Origin of the sequence: Nocardia anocheti, assembly GCF_029675105.1 — a bacterium.
Classification (GTDB): Bacteria; Actinomycetota; Actinomycetes; order Mycobacteriales; family Mycobacteriaceae; genus Nocardia.
On record NZ_JAQQFV010000011.1, the window covers coordinates 196,243 to 214,160 of the forward strand.

Annotated in this window: 12 protein-coding genes; 5 read left to right on the plus strand and 7 right to left on the minus strand. The window is 70.0% G+C overall.

The annotated features are described in order from the left end of the window. Positions 1–46: 46 nt before the first annotated feature. From acs to QC180_RS26770, 7 genes are all read right to left on the minus strand, one after another. Positions 47–1,990, minus strand: coding sequence for an acetate--CoA ligase (gene acs, locus QC180_RS26740; protein ID WP_278265584.1), 1,944 nt, complete (start codon positions 1,988–1,990; stop codon positions 47–49). A 73-nt stretch (positions 1,991–2,063) separates the two neighbouring features. After that, positions 2,064–3,698 carry a solute symporter family protein gene (locus tag QC180_RS26745; protein ID WP_278265585.1) on the minus strand — a complete coding sequence of 545 codons (1,635 nt, stop codon included), beginning with the start codon at positions 3,696–3,698 and terminating at the stop codon, positions 2,064–2,066. Beyond that, the gene (locus tag QC180_RS26750) at positions 3,695–4,051 is read right to left on the minus strand and encodes a DUF485 domain-containing protein (protein WP_278265586.1); all 357 of its coding nucleotides are present in this window, start codon (positions 4,049–4,051) and stop codon (positions 3,695–3,697) included. The genes QC180_RS26745 and QC180_RS26750 overlap by 4 nt, the downstream gene beginning before the upstream one ends. 138 nt (positions 4,052–4,189) lie before the next feature. Continuing rightward, complete coding sequence (locus QC180_RS26755) at positions 4,190–5,944, minus strand: sodium/solute symporter (protein ID WP_278265587.1); 1,755 nt, start codon at positions 5,942–5,944, stop codon at positions 4,190–4,192. 89 nt (positions 5,945–6,033) lie between these two features. Then, positions 6,034–6,399 carry a hypothetical protein gene (locus tag QC180_RS26760; protein ID WP_278265588.1) on the minus strand — a complete coding sequence of 122 codons (366 nt, stop codon included), beginning with the start codon at positions 6,397–6,399 and terminating at the stop codon, positions 6,034–6,036. A 196-nt stretch (positions 6,400–6,595) separates the two neighbouring features. After that, positions 6,596–7,393 carry a LytR/AlgR family response regulator transcription factor gene (locus QC180_RS26765; protein ID WP_278265589.1) on the minus strand — a complete coding sequence of 266 codons (798 nt, stop codon included), beginning with the start codon at positions 7,391–7,393 and terminating at the stop codon, positions 6,596–6,598. A 122-nt stretch (positions 7,394–7,515) separates the two neighbouring features. Further along, the gene (locus QC180_RS26770; RefSeq protein WP_278265590.1) at positions 7,516–8,697 is read right to left on the minus strand and encodes a sensor histidine kinase; all 1,182 of its coding nucleotides are present in this window, start codon (positions 8,695–8,697) and stop codon (positions 7,516–7,518) included. 226 nt (positions 8,698–8,923) lie between these two features. On the opposite strand from QC180_RS26770, the gene dnaE reads away from it, so the two are divergent. The 5 genes from dnaE to treZ all read left to right on the plus strand — a co-directional run bounded on the left by dnaE (position 8,924) and on the right by treZ (position 17,907). Next, the gene (gene dnaE, locus QC180_RS26775) at positions 8,924–12,514 is read left to right on the plus strand and encodes a DNA polymerase III subunit alpha (RefSeq protein WP_278265591.1); all 3,591 of its coding nucleotides are present in this window, start codon (positions 8,924–8,926) and stop codon (positions 12,512–12,514) included. Further along, a complete protein-coding gene (locus QC180_RS26780) occupies positions 12,511–13,359 on the plus strand; it encodes an alpha/beta fold hydrolase (protein WP_278265592.1) in 849 nt (282 codons plus the stop codon). Before dnaE ends, QC180_RS26780 begins: the two co-directional genes overlap by 4 nt. Before the next feature lie 24 nt (positions 13,360–13,383). After that, positions 13,384–13,977, plus strand: coding sequence for a TetR/AcrR family transcriptional regulator (locus tag QC180_RS26785; protein ID WP_278265593.1), 594 nt, complete (start codon positions 13,384–13,386; stop codon positions 13,975–13,977). A 96-nt stretch (positions 13,978–14,073) separates the two neighbouring features. Further along, complete coding sequence (locus QC180_RS26790; protein WP_278265594.1) at positions 14,074–16,101, plus strand: hypothetical protein; 2,028 nt, start codon at positions 14,074–14,076, stop codon at positions 16,099–16,101. A 54-nt stretch (positions 16,102–16,155) separates the two neighbouring features. After that, a complete protein-coding gene (gene treZ, locus QC180_RS26795; RefSeq protein WP_278265595.1) occupies positions 16,156–17,907 on the plus strand; it encodes a malto-oligosyltrehalose trehalohydrolase in 1,752 nt (583 codons plus the stop codon). The last annotated feature ends 11 nt before the right edge of the window (positions 17,908–17,918 follow it).

Below are 17,918 nucleotides of genomic sequence, written 5' to 3' on the forward strand. Positions count from 1 at the left end.
GGCATTTCCACCGTCACAGCATGCCCGGTGTCGGCGCTGGCGTCGGTCATGCCTTGGCGATCGCCTCGAAAACGGTGGGGTCGACCAGGGTCGAGGTGTCGCCGAGTTCGCGTCCCTCGGCCACATCGCGCAGCAGTCGGCGCATGATCTTGCCGCTGCGCGTCTTGGGCAGTTCCGGCACGAGATGGATCTCGCGGGGCCGCGCGATCGGGCTGATCTCGAGCGAGACGGCGGCCTTCAGTTCGGCCACCAGGTCCTCGCCCGGAGTGCCCGTGCCGGTGAGGATGACGAAGGCGACGATGCCCTGCCCGGTGGTGTCGTCGGCGGCGCCGACCACTGCGGCCTCGGCCACCGCCGGATGCCCGACCAGGGCTGATTCGACCTCGGCGGTCGAGATGCGGTGCCCGGAGACGTTCATGACGTCGTCCACGCGGCCCAGCACCCACAGATCGCCGTCGGCGTCGAGTTTGGCGCCGTCTCCCGCGAAGTACCAGCCGTCGGCCGCGAAACGCTGCCAATAGGTTTCGCGGTAGCGGTCCATGTCGTTCCAGATGCCGCGCAGCATCGACGGCCACGGCCGGTCCAGGACGAGCAGCCCGGATCGGTCGTTGTCCAGCGGTGTGCCGTCGTCGTCGACGACCGTCGCCGAGATGCCGGGCAGTGGCCGCATGGCCGCGCCCGGCTTGGTGGCGGTGACGCCGGGTAGCGGGGAGATCATGATGGCGCCGGTCTCGGTCTGCCACCAGGTGTCCACGATCGGGGTGCGGTTCGCGCCGATCACCTCGCGATACCAGCGCCAGGCTTCGGGGTTGATCGGTTCGCCCACGGAGCCGAGCAGACGCAATGAGCTCAGGTCGTGGGCGTCGGGGATCTCGCGTCCCCATTTCATGAACGTGCGGATCAGTGTGGGGGCGGTGTAGTAGATGGTGACGCCGTACTTCTCGATGATCTCGAAGTGCCGGTGCTCGTTCGGCGAATTCGGTGTGCCCTCGTAGACGACCTGCGTGGTGCGGTTGGCCAGGGGTCCGTAGACGATGTAGCTGTGTCCGGTGACCCAGCCGATGTCGGCGGTGCACCAGTAGACGTCGTGTCCCGCTTTGTGGTCGAAGACGTTGTGGTGGGTGTAGGCGGTTTGGGTGAGGTAGCCGCCGGTGGTGTGCAGGATGCCCTTGGGTTTTCCGGTGGTGCCGGAGGTGTAGAGGATGAACAGGGGATGCTCGGCGGGGAAGGGCTGCGCTTCGTGGGAAGGTGAAGCGACAGCGACGGTTTCGTCCCACCACAGGTCACGGACCTCGGTCCACGGCACATCGAGGCCGGTGCGGCGCACCACCAGGACGTGCTCGACGCTCGTCGGATCGGTGCCGAGCGCCTCGTCCACGGCGTCCTTGAGCGGGGCGGGCTTGCCGCGCCGCCACTGCCCGTCGGTGGTGACGATCAAGCGCGCCTGGGCGTCGTCGACGCGCTGACGCAGGGCGCTGGGGGAGAACCCGGCGAAGACCACCGAATGCGTGAGACCCAGTCGCGCGCAGGCCAGCATCGACACGATGGCTTCGGGGACCATCGGCATATAGATGGCCACCCGGTCGCCCGCGACCAGTCCGAGCGCGGTGAGAGTGTTGGCCGCGCGACACACGTCGTCGAGCAGTTCGCGATAGGTGATGGCCCGGGAATCGCCCGGTTCGCCCTCCCAGTGGATGGCGACCTGGTCGCCGTGCCCGTCGAGGACGTGGCGGTCCACGCAGTTGTAGGCCACATTGAGCTCACCGTCGGCGAACCAGCGCGCCACCGGGGCATCACTCCAGTCGAGCACCTGGCCGAAGGGCTTGTGCCAGTGCAGCCGTCGCGCCTGGTCGGCCCAGAAGCCGTCGCGATCGGACTCGGCCCGCTCGTACAGCGCGGCCTCGGCATTGGCCTGGGCGGTGAACTCCGCGGTGGGCGCGTAGCTGGTGGCGTGGTCGGGCCGGGTCGGGTCGGTTACTGCGCCGGACACAAGGATCTCCTTCGATGAACAGGACGAGAACAGGGCCCGTGCCGGTGGCGAACCACCGGCACGGGCGGGGGAGCTAGTGCGAGATCGCCTTCTCCGCACCGACTCCGGTGAGCGCGCGGACCTCCATCTCCGCGGCCTTGACCGGATCCTCCGGCGCGCCGCGACCACCCACGAAGGTGCCGACCACACCGAGCGCGAACGCCAGCGGAATGGACACGATGCCCGGGTTCGACAGCGGGAACCAGTCGAAATCGGCCCCGGAGATCATCGCGGTCTTGCTGCCCGACACCGCGGGCGAGAACACGATGAGCACGATGGTCGAGATCAGGCCGCCGTACATCGACCACAGCGCGCCGGTGGTGTTGAACCGCTTCCAGAACAGCGAGTACAGGATGGTCGGCAGGTTCGCCGCGGCCGCCACCGCGAAGGCCAGCGCCACCAGGAACGCGATGTTCTGGCCGTTGGCCAGGATGCCGAGGCCGATCGCGAGCACGCCGATCACCACGGCGGTGATCCGCGAGACCCGCACCTGCTTGCGCTCGTCGACATTCCCCTTCTTGATCACGCTGGCGTAGATGTCGTGCGCGAAGGACGCCGAGGCGGTGATGGTCAACCCGGCCACCACCGCGAGGATGGTGGCGAAGGCGACCGCGGAGATCACCCCGAGCAGGATGACGCCCCCGAGTTCGAAGGCCAGCAGCGGCGCCGCCGAGTTCTGCCCACCCGCCGCGGCGAGGATCTTGTCCGGGCCGACGATGGCCGCCGCGCCGTACCCGAGCACCAGGGTGAACAGGTAGAACGCGCCGATCAGGCTGATCGCCCAGACCACCGAGCGCCGCGCCTCCTTCGCCGTGGGGACGGTGTAGAAGCGCATCAGCACGTGCGGCAGACCCGCGGTGCCCAGCACCAGCGCCAGACCCAGCGACAGGAAGTTCAGCTTGGAGGTGTCGCTGCCGCCGTACTGGGCGCCCGGGGCGAGCACGTCCCGGGCGGCGACCGCCTTGGTGGCCGACTCGCTCACCGATTCCTGGGCGGCACCGAGGATGTCGGAGAAATTGAACCCGAACTTGGCCAGCACCAACACCGTCATCAACGCGGCACCCGCGATGAGCAGCACCGCCTTGATGATCTGCACCCAGGTGGTGCCCTTCATCCCGCCCACGAGCACATAGACGATCATCAGCACACCGACGATGGCGATCACCACCGACTGTCCCGCCCGCGAGGACACATCCAGCAGCAGCGCCACCAGCCCGCCCGCGCCCGCCATCTGCGCCAGCAGATAGAACAGCGACACGGTGAGCGTGGTCAGCGCGGCCGCGGTGCGCACCGGGCCCTCCTTCAACCGGAAGCTGAGCACGTCGGCCATGGTGAATTTGCCGGTGTTGCGCAGCATCTCGGCCACCAGCAGCAGCGCCACCAACCAGGCGACCAGGAAACCGATCGAATACAGGAACCCGTCGTAGCCGTAGACGGCGATGGCGCCCGCGATGCCCAGGAAGCTGGCCGCCGAGAGGTAGTCACCGGCGATGGCGATGCCGTTCTGCGGGCCGGAGAAGCCGCGTCCACCGGTGAAATAGTCGGCGGCGCTGGCGTTGTTGCGGCTGGCCCGGATCACCACGACCATGGTGATCGCGACGAACAGGCCGAAGATGGCGATATTGGCGACGGGGCTGCCCACCGTCGTCTCCGCGGCGAGGATGCTCACGCGCGTCCCTCCTCGAGGTGCTCGCGGATGGCCGCGGCACGCGGATCCAGCTCACGATTGGCGAAACGGACGTAGAGCCCGGTGATCAGGAAGGTGGAGATGAACTGCCCGAGGCCGAGCAGCAGGCCCACATTGATGTTGCCGAAGACCGAGGTGGCCATGAAGTCGTGCGCGTAGGCGCCGAGCAGGACATAGCTCAGGTACCACAGCAGGAACAGGGCGGTCATCGGGAAGACGAAGCGACGCAGCCGGTTCCGCAGATCCTGGAACTGGGGGCTGGCCTGGACTTCGAGCCATTCGTCGGCACTCGGCGTGCGCCGGTCGGGCGCTTCTTCGGTGTCGGTGTCGGTCATGCCGGGGTCCTAGCGTGAGGGGGGTCGTGCGTGTCACGAAGGTAGGACGACGGAGGCGAGCGCGTCTCGATGTGGCGTGGGTCACTCGGTGAAGGTGGGCGCTCGTGCGGTGAACGGTCGCTGTGGCGCGACGAACGGTCAGCGGCGCGGGCCGGTGCGCGGCTCCCGGTCGGCGCTCACGCCGAGCCGTTCCGGCGCGTGCATGCGCACGAAAACCCCCGCGACGGTACGCGGATCCTGGCGGGTGGTCGCCAGGCTGACCAGCACGGTGACCGCGAACGCCAACGGTACGCTCACCGCGCCGGGGTAGTCGACGATCGCGGCGGCCCAGCCGTCGGCCAGCGTGGGCGAGACCCCGCCCAGCACCGCGAGGACGGTCGCGCCGCCCGCGGTGACACCGCCGACGAGCATCCCGCACGCCGCGCCCGTCGCGGTCAGCCCGCGCCACCAGATCCCCAGCACCAGCAGCGGACACAGTGTCGAGGCGGCCACCGAGAAGGCCAGCGCGACCGTGCGGGACAGGTCGAGGGAGGCGACGGTGAGCGCCACCGTCAACGGGACCAGTCCGGCCACCAGCGCGGCCGCCCGGAAATCCCGGATCCGACCACGCAGCACATCGGTGCTGAGCACCCCGGCCAGGCTCACCAGCAGCCCCGACGACGTCGACAGGAAGGCCGCGATCGCCCCGGCGGCGGCCAGCGCGGCCACCAGCTGTCCACCGAGCCCGCCCAGCACCGCACCCGGCAGCAACACCACCGCGGCGTCGGAGGCGCCGGTGATCAACAGCTGTGGCACATACAGCCGGGCGAACACCCCCAGCAGGACCGGGAACAGGTAGAAGACCCCGACCAGTCCGATCACCGCCAGCGCGGTCCGCCGCGCCGAGGGCCCGTCGCGATTGGTGTAGAAGCGCACCAGCACGTGCGGCAGGCCCATGGTGCCCAGGAAGGTCGCCACGATCAGCGAGAACACCTGGTACTGCGGGTGTTCGCCACCGAAACCGCCCCCCGGCGCCACCCAACTCGCCCCGTCGGCGGGCGCCCCGGCCACCACCGGCACCGCCGCGCCCGCGTCCAGGATCAGCTCGGTGCCCTCGGTGAGGGTGTGGTCGCCGGGGGTGAGCGTCACCGGGCCGTCGGCGACGACGCCGTCCACCGTGCCGGTGACGGTGACCCGCTGGGTGATGTCCAGGTGCACCACCACATCGGTGGAGATGTCGACGGTGGTGCGCTCGTCCACCACGGGCGGGGCCGGGGTGCCGACCGGTCGTTCGTCGGCCAGGAAATGCAGCCCGAGCACCAGTGCGGGGACCGCCACCGCCGTCAGTTTCAGCCAGTACTGGAACGCCTGCACCAGCGTCACCGACCGCATCCCGCCGCCGATCACGTTCACCAGCACGATCACCCCGACCGCGACCGCCCCCACCCAGGCGGGCACCCCGAGCAGGATGTGCAGCGTCAGCCCCGCGCCCTGGAACTGCGGGATGAGGTACACCGCGCAGACCACGACCACCAGCCCGGCGGCCATGCGCCGCAACCGGATCGAGCCGAGCCGGAACTCCGCGAAATCCGGCACGGTGTAGGCACCGGAGCGGCGCAGGGGAGCGGCGACGAACATCAGCAGGCCGAGATAACCGGCCGTGAAGCCCACCGGATACCAGAGCGCGTCGGCACCGTACTTGGCGATGAGACCCGCGACGCCGAGAAACGACGCCGCCGAGAGGTATTCGCCGGAGATGGCGGCGGCGTTCCAGCGCGAACCCACCGTGCGCGAGGCGACCAGGAAGTCCGAGGTGGTGCGGGAGAGTCGGACGCCGTACACGCCGATGCCGATGGTGGCGGCCGCGGCCAGCAGCACGGCGGCGAGGGTGAGCGCTGGACTGTCCGGGGTCATCGGCCGCCCTCCCGGATCACGCGCCCCGGGCACGGTGGTGACACGGCGGGGCCGGGCACCGGCGGATCGGTGTGCGCGGGACGCATCCGTCAGTCCCCGGCCAGCTCGAGGAAGTCGTCCTCGTTGCGTTGCGCGAGCCGCACATACAGCCGCCCCACCCCGTACAGCGCCGGGAAGGCGAGCGCGCCGAGCACGATCCAGGGCAGCCGGATCCCGGCGACGGTCACCGCGGCAACGGCGTCGATCCCGAACAGTACGGGCAGCGAGCAGCACACCGCGACCACCACCAGCCCCAGCCGCAGCGCCAACCCCAGCTGCGCCCGGATCAGCCCGCCGATCAGCGCCGCCCCGAGATCGGTCTGCTCCACCACCTCGGTCCGGGTCCTGACCTGCCGCGCACCCCGCCGCTGGGCCAGCACGACCCGTTCCCTCGGCGGTCGCTGCGGGCCGGTCATCGCGCGCCCTGTCGCTGGGCTGGCATGGCGCGTTCGCTTGGTGGTCGCTGCGGGTGGGGCATCGTGCACCCTGCTGGCACGATCCGTTTCCGGGGCGTTAGTTGGGGGTCGGTCATCGTCGCGGTCGATGCTGTCGCGGGGCCGCCCCGGCCGGTGCTCGCCCGGCGGTACCACCGGGCGGCGGGGTCCGTGTCGCTCACCGTTGGGCCCAGTTCTGCCGTGGTCCGTGCACCAGCCGCTGCTTGAGTTCGCGCACCTGGCGTCGACTCACCGGCAACTCCACCGCACCGGCCGCGCCCTCCGCGCGCAGACAGACCACGGTTCCCGTCCCGGCACTGCGCAACCCCGTGACCAGCCGCAATGCCACCAGATACGACCGGTGCACCCGCAGGAATCCGGCGTCCTCCCACCGGGCTTCGAGCGCCGAGAGCGGAATCCGCACCAGATGCGAACCGGTCGCGGTGTGCAGCCGCGCGTAGTCGCCATCGGCTTCCACCCACGCCACATCGGCCCGATGCACCAGGGTCGTCACCCCGCCCAGTTCCACCGGAATGACCTCGCTCGGATGCGCGGCGGGCGGCGGCGCGACAGCGGGCTGGGCGACCCGCGCGGCCAGGATCCGCCGCACCGCCTCACCCAGCCGCGCACCCCGCAGCGGCTTGAGCAGATAGTCCACCGCCCCCAGATCGAACGCCGCCACCGCGTGATCGTCGTGCGCCGTCACGAACACGACCGCGGGAGGCTCGGCGAACTCCGACAGGATCCCCGCCAGCTCCATCCCCGTCAGCCCCGGCATATCGATATCGAGGAACACCGCGTCGATCGGATGCGCCCGCAACAACCGCAGCGCGCCGGTCGCCTCACCCGCCCGATGGATCTCCCCGACCCCGGCCTGCGTGCTCAGCAGATACACCAGTTCGTCGAGCGCGGGCTTCTCGTCGTCGACGGCGAGCACCCGCAGCGCGGTCGAGGGTTCGGCGGTGTTCCAGGTCACAACCTGTCCATGGTAACCGTCACCGCGACGCCTCGTGCGCACTGCGGCGAGCACCGGTCACCGCCGGTAGCCACAGCGGGCGGTGCGCCGAGGGCGATGATCAGGCGAATCGCCGCGCCGCGTCACGCGCGAATCCCGGCGCGGAACTTCGGGACCCGCATGCTGACCTTCGTGCCCGCGCCCGGCGCGGTCTCCACGACCAGCCCGTAGTCGTTGCCGAAGGCCGCGCGCAGGCGATCGTCGACATTGGCGAGGCCGACGTGGGCCGCCTCGCCGGTGCGGGCGGGACCGGTGCCGGTGTCGACGGCGTCCAGGGCGCCCGAGCGCAACAGATCGGGATCCATGCCGATGCCGTCGTCCTCCACGCTGATCAGACAGTCGGTGCCCGCGTCACTGGCCACGATGCTGAGCTGTCCGCCTCGCCCGCCACCGGCGAGACCGTGCCGGACCGCGTTCTCGACCAGGGGTTGCAGCGCCAGGAACGGCAGCACGACGCCCAGTACCTCGGGCGCGATCCGCAGCCGTACATCCAGCGCGTCACCGAAGCGGGCCTGCTCGAGCGCGAGATACCGCTCGATATTGCGCAATTCGTCGGCCAGCACCGTGAATTCGCCCGCCGCGCGGAACGAATACCGGGTGAAGTCGGCGAATTCGAGAATCAGCTCCCTGGCCCGATCGGGATCGGTCCGCACGAACGAGGCGATCGTATTGAGCGCGTTGTAGATGAAATGCGGACTGATCTGCGCCCGCAGCGCCCGTAACTCGGCCCGGTCCACCCGCGCCCGGGACGCGTCCAACTCCGCGAGCTCGAGCTGCCCACACGCGTACCGCGCCACCTCCCCGGCCGCCCCCAACATCCCGGGCCCCGGCTGTCCCGCCGTCACCATCCCGAGCGCCCCCACCACCGTCCCGGCGTCGATCAGCAGCGGCTGCGCGATCAAACAGTGCTCGCCTCCCGTGATGAGCACCGCCCGCTCCGCCGCGATCGCCCGCCGCGCCGCCTCCTCGAACCCCTCCAGCACGGCCGTCGCGGGCCCGTCCCACGCCAGTAACCGGCCCTCCGCATCCGCCACCCCCAACGCCTCGGCCCCGGCCAGCGCCCGCAGATGCGGTGCCGCCGCCTCCGCCGCCTCCTCGCTCAACCCCCGCCGCAACGGCACCGCCGCCAACGACGCCGTATGCAACGCCTGATGCACCGCCCGCTGCGCGGGCGTCGTCACCACCCGCTGCGTCCGCCGCCAGATCGTCCACGCCGCTACCGCGCCGAGCACCACGCACGCCAGCACCACCAGCGTCGTCGTCATCGCGCGCGCCCGCCGGTCGTCGTCCACCCGTGGCAGACCACGGCCGTCATCGCCATGCGCCGATTATCGCTGCCGGGTCCGGCCGGATGGACGCCCGACCGATAGCGGAAATCGGACGACCCCGAGGACTCGCCGGTGATGTTGGCCACGACACGCCGGACCACGCCGAGGCGGCGGGCGAGACCGACGCGTGGCTGGCGGAACCTGTCGGACCCACGTGCCTAGAATGCCAAGGCCAACCCCCGTCGACACCCTGGGAGGAAGGACCGTCTTGGCTCCGTCCGGATCGTTCGTTCACCTGCACAACCACACCGAGTACTCCATGCTCGATGGGGCGGCGAAGATCACGCCGTTGTTCGCGGAGGCCGAGCGGTTGGGCATGACCGCTGTCGGCATGACCGACCACGGCAACATGTACGGCGCCAGCGAGTTCTACAACTCCGCGAAGAAGGCCGGGATCAAGCCGATCATCGGCATCGAGGCCTACATCGCGCCGGAATCGCGGTTCAACACCAAGCGTGTGCAGTGGGGCGATCCCGGCCAGAAGAGCGACGACGTCTCGGGTTCGGGTGCCTACACCCACATGACCATGGTCGCCGAGAACGCGACCGGTCTGCGCAACCTGTTCAAGCTGTCGAGCCTGGCCTCCATCGAGGGGCAGCTGGGCAAGTGGGCGCGCATGGACGAGGAGATCATCGCCCAGTACGCCGAGGGCATCATCGCCACCACCGGCTGCCCCTCGGGCGAGGTGCAGACCCGCCTGCGCCTGGGCCACGAACGCGAAGCGCTGGAAGCCGCGGCGAAGTGGCAGGAGATCTTCGGCAAGGAGAACTTCTTCCTCGAGGTGATGGACCACGGTCTGTCCATCGAGCGCCGGGTCCGCGAGGGCCTGATCTCGATCAGCAAGCAGCTCGAGATCCCGCCGCTGGCCACCAACGACTGCCACTACGTCACCAAGGACCAGTCGACCAATCACGAAGCGCTGCTGTGCATCCAGACCGGCAAGACGCTCTCGGACCCGACTCGCTTCAAGTTCGACGGCGACGGCTACTACCTCAAATCCGCCCAGGAGATGCGCGCGATCTGGGACGCGGAGATCCCCGGCGCCTGCGACAACACCGAGCTCATCGGCGAACGCGTGCAGTCCTACGACGACGTGTGGGAACACCGCGACCGGATGCCGATCTTCCCGGTGCCCGAGGGCCACACCCAGGCCACCTGGCTGCGCAAGGAGGTCCTCGACGGCCTGGACCGCCGCTTCCCCGACGGCCCGCCCCAGGACTACCTCGCCCGCGCCGACTACGAACTCGGCGTCATCTGCGAAATGGGGTTCCCGGCCTACTTCCTCGTCGTCGGTGACCTGATCCGCCACGCCCTCGACGTCGGCATCCGGGTGGGTCCCGGTCGTGGTTCGGCAGCCGGTTCGCTGGTCGCCTACGCCATGGGCATCACCAATATCGACCCGATCCCGCACGGTCTGCTCTTCGAGCGGTTCCTCAACCCCGAGCGCGTGTCGATGCCCGATATCGATATCGACTTCGATGATCGCCGCCGCGGTGAGATGGTCCGCTACGCCACCGAGAAGTGGGGCAGTGACCGGGTCGCCCAGGTGATCACCTTCGGCACCATCAAGACCAAGGCCGCGATCAAGGACTCCGCACGAGTCCTGTTCGGCCAGCCCGGTTTCGCCATCGCCGACCAGATCTCCAAGGCGCTGCCGCCGCCGATCATGGCCAAGGACATCTCGGTCTCGGGCATCACCGATCCCGAGCACGAGCGGTACAAGGAGGCCGCCGAGGTCCGCGAACTCATCGGCTCCAACCCCGACATCGCCAAGATCTACGAGACCGCCAAGGGTCTCGAGGGTCTGATCCGCAACGCGGGCGTGCACGCCTGCGCGGTCATCATGTCCTCCGAGCCGCTCACCGACGCGATCCCGGTGTGGAAGCGCGCGCAGGACGGCGCGATCATCACCGGCTGGGACTATCCGTCGTGTGAGGCCATCGGCCTGTTGAAGATGGACTTCCTGGGTCTGCGCAACCTCACCGTCATCGGTGACGCCCTGGAGAACATCAAGGCCAACCGCGGCATCGATCTGGACATGGATCACCTGCCGCTCAACGATCCGGCCACCTACGAACTGCTCGCCCGCGGCGACACTCTCGGCGTGTTCCAGCTCGACGGCAGCGCCATGCGCGACCTGCTGCGCCGCATGCAGCCCACCGGCTTCGAGGACATCGTCGCCGTGCTCGCGCTCTACCGTCCCGGTCCGATGGGCATGAACGCCCACAACGACTACGCCGACCGCAAGAACGGCCGCCAAGAGGTCAAACCGATCCACCCCGAGCTCGAAGAGCCACTGAAGGAGATCCTGGCCGACACCTTCGGCCTGATCGTCTATCAGGAACAGATCATGCAGATCGCGCAGAAGGTGGCCGGGTACTCGCTCGGCCAGGCCGACATCCTGCGCCGCGCCATGGGTAAGAAGAAGCTCTCGGTGCTGGAGGAGGCCTACGCGGGCTTCCGCGAGGGCATGCTCAAGAACGATTTCTCCGAGCCCGCCATCAAGGCGCTGTGGGACACCATCCTCCCGTTCGCCGGATACGCGTTCAACAAATCGCACGCCGCGGGCTACGGCCTCGTCTCGTTCTGGACCGCCTACCTCAAGGCCAACTATCCCGCCGAGTACATGGCCGGTCTGCTCACCTCCGTCGGTGACGACAAGGACAAGGCCGCCATCTACCTGTCGGACTGCCGCAAGATGGGCATCACGGTGCTGCCGCCGGACGTCAACGAGTCCGAACAGAACTTCGCCTCGGTCGGCACGGATATCCGCTTCGGTCTCGGCGCGGTGCGCAATGTCGGCGCGAACGTGGTGTCCTCGATCATCGCCGCGCGCAAGGAGAAGTCGAAGTTCACCGACTTCTCCGACTACCTGAACAAGATCGACGCGATCGCCTGCTCCAAGAAGGTCACCGAATCGCTCATCAAGGCAGGCGGTTTCGACTCGCTCGGGCATCCGCGCAAGGGTCTGCTGCTGATCCATTCCGACGCGATCGACGCGGTGATGTCGACCAAGAAGGCCGAGGCGATCGGCCAGTTCGACCTGTTCGGCGGCCTCGACGACGGTGACGACTCGGTGGCCTCGGTCTTCAATGTGCGGGTTCCCGACGAGGAATGGGAGACCAAGCACAAGCTCGCCCTCGAGCGGGAGATGCTGGGGCTCTACGTCTCCGGGCATCCGCTCAACGGTGTGGAGCACGTGCTGGCCGCGCAGGTGGACACGCCGATCCCGGCGATCCTGGAAGGCGATGTCAAGGACGGCGCGCAGGTCACCATCGGCGGCATCCTGGCCTCGGTCAACCGCCGGATCAACAAGAACGGCCTGGCCTGGGCCTCCGCCCAGCTCGAGGACCTCACCGGTGGTGTGGAGGTGCTGTTCTTCCCGCAGTCGTACTCCGTCTACGGCATGGATGTCGTCGAGGACGCCGTGGTGCTCGTCAAGGCCCGCGTCTCGGTCCGCGACGACCGCATCTCCCTGATCGCCAACGACCTGGTCGTCCCCGATCTTTCAGCGATCGGCGTCGCCAAACCGGTCGCGGTCGTCATGACCACCCGCATGTGCACCCCCGACAAGATCGGCGAACTCAAGAAAGTCCTCTCCCGCCACCCCGGCACCTCGGATGTCCACGTCCGCCACATCGGCGCCCGCGAGAAGACGACCCTGCTGAAACTCGACGACGCCTGGCGCGTCTCCCCGTCCTCGGCCCTCATGGGCGATCTCAAAGCCCTCCTGGGCCCCGGCTGCCTCGGTTGACCCCCTGGCTCGACCGCACCCTCCCCGGTGCGGTCGACCAGTTCGTCGCCTGGACGACGGGCCCGCCCGACCGCACCCTGCTGGTAATCCACGGCGGCCCCGACTGGGACCACACCTACCTGCGACATCCACTGGACCGATTGGCGGGCCACCACCGCCTGCTGCTCCCGGACCTACGCGGCTGCGGGCGCTCCACCTGCGGACTACCGCCGACGGCCTTCGCCCCCGACACCGTCGTCGTCGATCTGATCGCACTCCTGGACGCCTTCGACACCCGACGCGCCGACGTGCTGGGCTTCTCCTTCGGCGGACTGCTGGCCCAGCGCCTCGCGGTGACCGTCCCGGACCGGATCGGCAAGGTGATCATCGCGTCGAGCAGCGTGCTCCCGGTGCCCCCGGATGCCTATCCCGACACCCCGCACCAACGGTCGATCCGGGCAGCGGAAAACGCTGTGTGGTCGGATCTTTCACGCACCGGACCTGCCCGCACCGAGGCCGCCGCCCGGGCTGGGGCACGGTCGAATCTCGCCCGTGCGTCGGCGGCGCGGGGCTACCACCGGCGTCTGTCCCGCATCCGTTTCTCCGCGGACTGGGCGAACGCTCGCGACGCCGGTGCGCTGCGCTCGCCGCGTCTCGCGCATCCGGTCGAGCGACTGTCCGCGACTGGGCTCCCGATCCTGCTCCTGCACGGCCGCCATGATCTGACCTTCCCGGCCGGGCTCGCCGTCGAGGCGGCCGCGCGGATTCCGGGTGCTCGCGCGGTCGTTCTCGAACGCGCGGCGCACATGGCTCATATCGACCAACCGCGCCGTTGGCTGGCGGAGGTGTCCGCGTTCCTGCGGTGAGCTGGCCCGATGCCGCCCCGCCGTATGACCCCGGACGCTCGCCGCGCGCAGCTGCTCGACGTGGGCGAAGAGCTGTTCGGCGCGGAGCCGTTCGACGACGTGTCCATGGAACAGATCGCCGCCCGCGCCCAGGTGACCAGGGCGCTGCTGTACCACTACTTCCCGACCAAGGCCGACTTCTTCGCCGCCATCTGGCAGCGCGCCCACGACACCCTGCGCGCCTCGGCGCCCCTGCGTACCGCCGAGACCGTGCGCGCGGGACTGGTCGCCACCCTGACCGCCTACCTCGACTTCTACGCCCGCAACCTGCCCCTGGTCCTCATCGCCAACCGCAGCTCGATCGCGGGCTCCCCGGTCGTCCGCGAACCCATCGACGCCACCTTCCGCACCCTGTGCGCGACCGTCCTCGACGCCACCGGCACCACCGGGCACAGTCGGACACTGGCCGAGGCCGCCTTCGCTGGCTGGATCGCCTTCGTCCGCGAGACGACCCTGGCGGGCCTGGTGGACCGGACCATCACCCCCGCCGACAACCTCGCCCTGTGCCTGGCCGCCCTGGATGCCACCGTCGGCGCCCACGCCGATCTGCGCGCCACGCCGCGCCCGGCGAGCGGCTGAGAATCCGCGCGCTGTCCCCGGACACCGCGCCCGATCCGGCTCGCTGGGACCAGTGGTGATGGCCGCCCCGCGCACATCGGTCTAGCCTCGAGAGGCGTGACGTCCGCGCCCCTGCTCGACTCGCCACCTCGTTCGCCGGACCCCGCTCGCTCCGCGCGCCCCGCGATCTCGGCCCGAACGGTTCTGATCGTCGCGGTGACGGCGATCCTCGCGCAGCTGGTACTGCGCGGTCGGGTGGCGGCCTCCGGCTTCTTCTACTGGGACGACTACCTGCTCATCGGCCGGGTCAGCGAGCACCCCCTGTGGTCGACCGAACTGCTCCTCACCAGCCACGACGGTCACGTCATGCCCCTCGCGCTCGCGCTGACCTGGCTGGTCACCACCGTCGCGCCACTGGAGTGGACGGCCGCGGTCGTGGTGCTGTTGGTCCTCCAAGCCCTCGCGTCACTGGCCGTCCTGCGGCTGCTGGTGGTCCTGCTGGGGAGGCGCGCGCGGCTGCTCGGTCCGCTGGTGTTCTTCCTGTTCGTCCCGCTCACCCTGCCCGCCTTCGCCTGGTGGGCCGCCGCCGTGAACGCCCTGCCCCTGCAGATCGCGCTGGCCTGGGTCAGCGCCGACGCGGTGCTGCTGGTGCGCACCGGGCGGCGCCGGTACGCGCTATCGGGTGCGGTGGTGTTCGCGGTGGCGCTGCTGTCGTTCGAGAAGGCGGTGGTGGTGCTGCCGGTCGCGTTCGCGGTGGTGGTGCTGGCGGCGTCTGTGACGGGGGAGTCGGTGCGCGAGGCCGCCCGGCGCGGTGCCGCGCTGTGGACCGCCGCCGGGGCGGTGCTGCTGGCCTGGGCAGCGTGTTTCCTGCTGGTGATCCAACGACCGCGCGGGCTGTCCGCGCCCGAACACCCGGGCATCCTGGTGCGCCGCGCTCTCTCCGACGGGCTGGTCCCCGGCCTGTTCGGCGGGCCGTGGCGCTGGGAACGCTGGCAGCCCGCGACCCCGTGGGCCGACCCACCCGCCGTCGCGGTCATCCTCTCCTGGGTCGCACTGATCCTGTTCGCCGCGTGGACGATCCGCACCCGGCGCCGCGTCCTTCCCGTCTGGCTCGGCACCATCGCGTACGCCGTCGGCACCATCGCCCCCGTGGTTCTCCTCCGTGACGGCCCAGGCACCGCGGGCCTGCTGCTCCAATCCCTGCGCTACTTCGCCGATTTCGCCGTCGTCGCCACCATCGCCCTGACCCTGCTCACGATGTCGCCTCCGCGTTCGGCCGCCGTGCCGGACCGACGCGCGCGGCGAACCGCCGCCTCCGAGCAGCGAGCGCACCCGCGCACCGACTCCGCTGACGCGCGACCGGTAGCCGCGTCCGCGGGCGGCGGCGCGACACCGCAGGACAACGAGGCACCGGGCTGGGTGCCGACCGCGCCGCGACGCGGTCCGATCGTGTCGTGCGATCACCCGAGGCCGCAGACGGACACGCCGGACCGGCGAACAGCGATCCGAGGGCGACGCATGGTCATCACCGCCACGATCCTCTTCCTCGCGAGCAGCGTCTACTCCACTGTCACTTTCACCCATACCTGGCAACCCAGCCCCGCCCGCACCTACGTCACCGGCGTGCGCGCCTCCCTCCCGACCGTCACCGACGCACCCCTGCTCCCCCAGGAAGTCCCCTGGAACGTCCTGAACCCCTTGGCCTTTCCCGAGAACATGACCGACCACGTCTTCGCCCCGCTCGCCACTCCCACCACCTTCGCCCCGTGGACACCGAAGCTGCGGATGATCACCGACACCGGCGCGATCGTCGACGCGAACGTCTGGTGGAACCGCGCCATCGTGGCCGAACCCGGCTGCGGCCACCGCGTACGCGGCACCACCTCGACCGTGCTGCCCCTGGACGGACCCATGCAGATCCGCGACTGGACCGTCCAGCTCAACTACCTCGCCGAACGCGACGGCCGCGTCGCCGTGTCCTTCGACGGTGACACCGAGACCGTCGCCGAGGTGCGCCGTGGCCTCAACACCGTCTACGTGCGGCTGCTCGGTGGGGGATCGGCGCTGCGCATCCGCGCCTTCGACGCCGACCAGTCGCTGTGTGTGGGCGCGGGCCCGGTCGGGGTGATCTCGCACGCGTCCTGAGCACCCGCGATCGTTGCCCGCGCGTGCCGCGGCGGCGCGTGCGATGCTGGGCCGATGAGGCTGTTTCGGGTGTGGGCGCCGGAGGCGGGGTCGGTGCGGCTGCACCTGGACGGGGACGCGCACCCGATGCGGCGCAACGGCGGCGGCTGGTGGTCGATCAGAGCGCAGGCGGCCCAGGGCGCCCGCTACGGCTTCCTCATCGACGACGACCCCACCGTGCTGCCCGATCCGCGCTCGGCCCGTCAACCCGACGGCGTGCACGCGCGCTCGGCCGTGCACGACCTGGACCCGGCGGCCTGGACCGACCACGGCTGGACCGGCCGACAGCTGGCGGGCGCGGTGTTCTACGAACTGCACCTGGGCACCTTCACTCCCGAGGGCACCTTCGACGCCGCGATCGGCAAGCTCGACCATCTGGTCGAACTCGGCGTCACCACGGTCGAACTGATGCCGGTCAACGCCTTCGACGGCACCCACAACTGGGGCTACGACGGCGTGCTCTGGTACGCGGTGCAGGAGAGTTACGGCGGCCCCGACGGCCTGCAACGCTTCGTCGACGCCTGCCACGCCCGCGGCCTGGCGGTCTGCCTGGACGTGGTCTACAACCACCTCGGCCCCTCCGGCAACTATCTGCCGCGCTTCGGCCCCTACCTCGCCGACGGCCGCAACACTTGGGGCCAGAGCCTGAACCTCGACGGCCCCGGCTCCGACGCGGTGCGCCGTCACATCATCGACAACGCCCTGCGCTGGCTGCGCGACTTCCACCTCGACGCCCTGCGCCTGGACGCCGTGCACGCCCTCGTCGACCGCACCGCCACCCACCTGCTCGAAGAACTCACCGTCGAAACCACCGCGCTCTCAGCGCAAGTCGGCCGCCCGCTCACCCTCATCGCCGAGAGCGACCTCAACGACCCCCGCCTGATCACGCCCCGCGCGGCGGGCGGCTACGGCCTGACCGGGCAGTGGAACGACGACCTGCACCACGCCGTGCACACCGCGGTCTCCGGTGAACGTCAGGGCTACTACGCCGATTTCGGCTCCCTGGCCTGCCTGGCCCAGACCCTCACGCACGGGTTCTTCCACGCCGCCACCTATTCCAGCTTCCGCGGCCGCACCCACGGCGTGCCGATCCCGCGCGAACTGATCCCGGCCAGCGCGCTGCTCGGCTACACCTGCAATCACGACCAGATCGGCAACCGCGCCCTCGGCGACCGCCCGAGCGCCTACCTCACCCCGGGTCAGCTGGCGGTGAAGGCCGCGCTGGTGCTGCTCTCGGCGAGCACCCCGATGCTGTTCATGGGCGAGGAATGGGGCGCGCGCACCCCGTTCCAGTTCTTCACCTCGCACACCGACCCGGTCGTCGGCGCCGCCACCGCCGCGGGCCGCCGCGCCGAATTCGCCGCACACGGCTGGGCCACCGACGACGTCCCCGACCCGCAGGACCCGGCCACCTTCACCCGCTCCCAACTGGACTGGACCGAACCGCACCGCGAACCGCACGCCCGGCTGCTCGCCTGCTACCGCGCGCTGCTGGCCCTGCGCAAGGCCCGCCCCGAGTTCGGTGACCCCTGGCTGGAGCGGGTCTGGGCCGACTACGACGAGGCCGCGCGCTGGTTCGTGCTGCGGCGTGGCCGAATCTCGGTGGTGTGCAATCTCGCCGAGGACGACGCGGTGATCCCCGTGCACGGGCGCGTCCTGCTCGCGTGGTCCCCGGCCACCGAAAGCGGCGCGGGCACACTGGTTTCCGGCCACAGCTTCGCCGTCCTGGAGGAAGGGGACGGCGCGGGCACCGTGGTCACCGACTGATGACGGCCGGG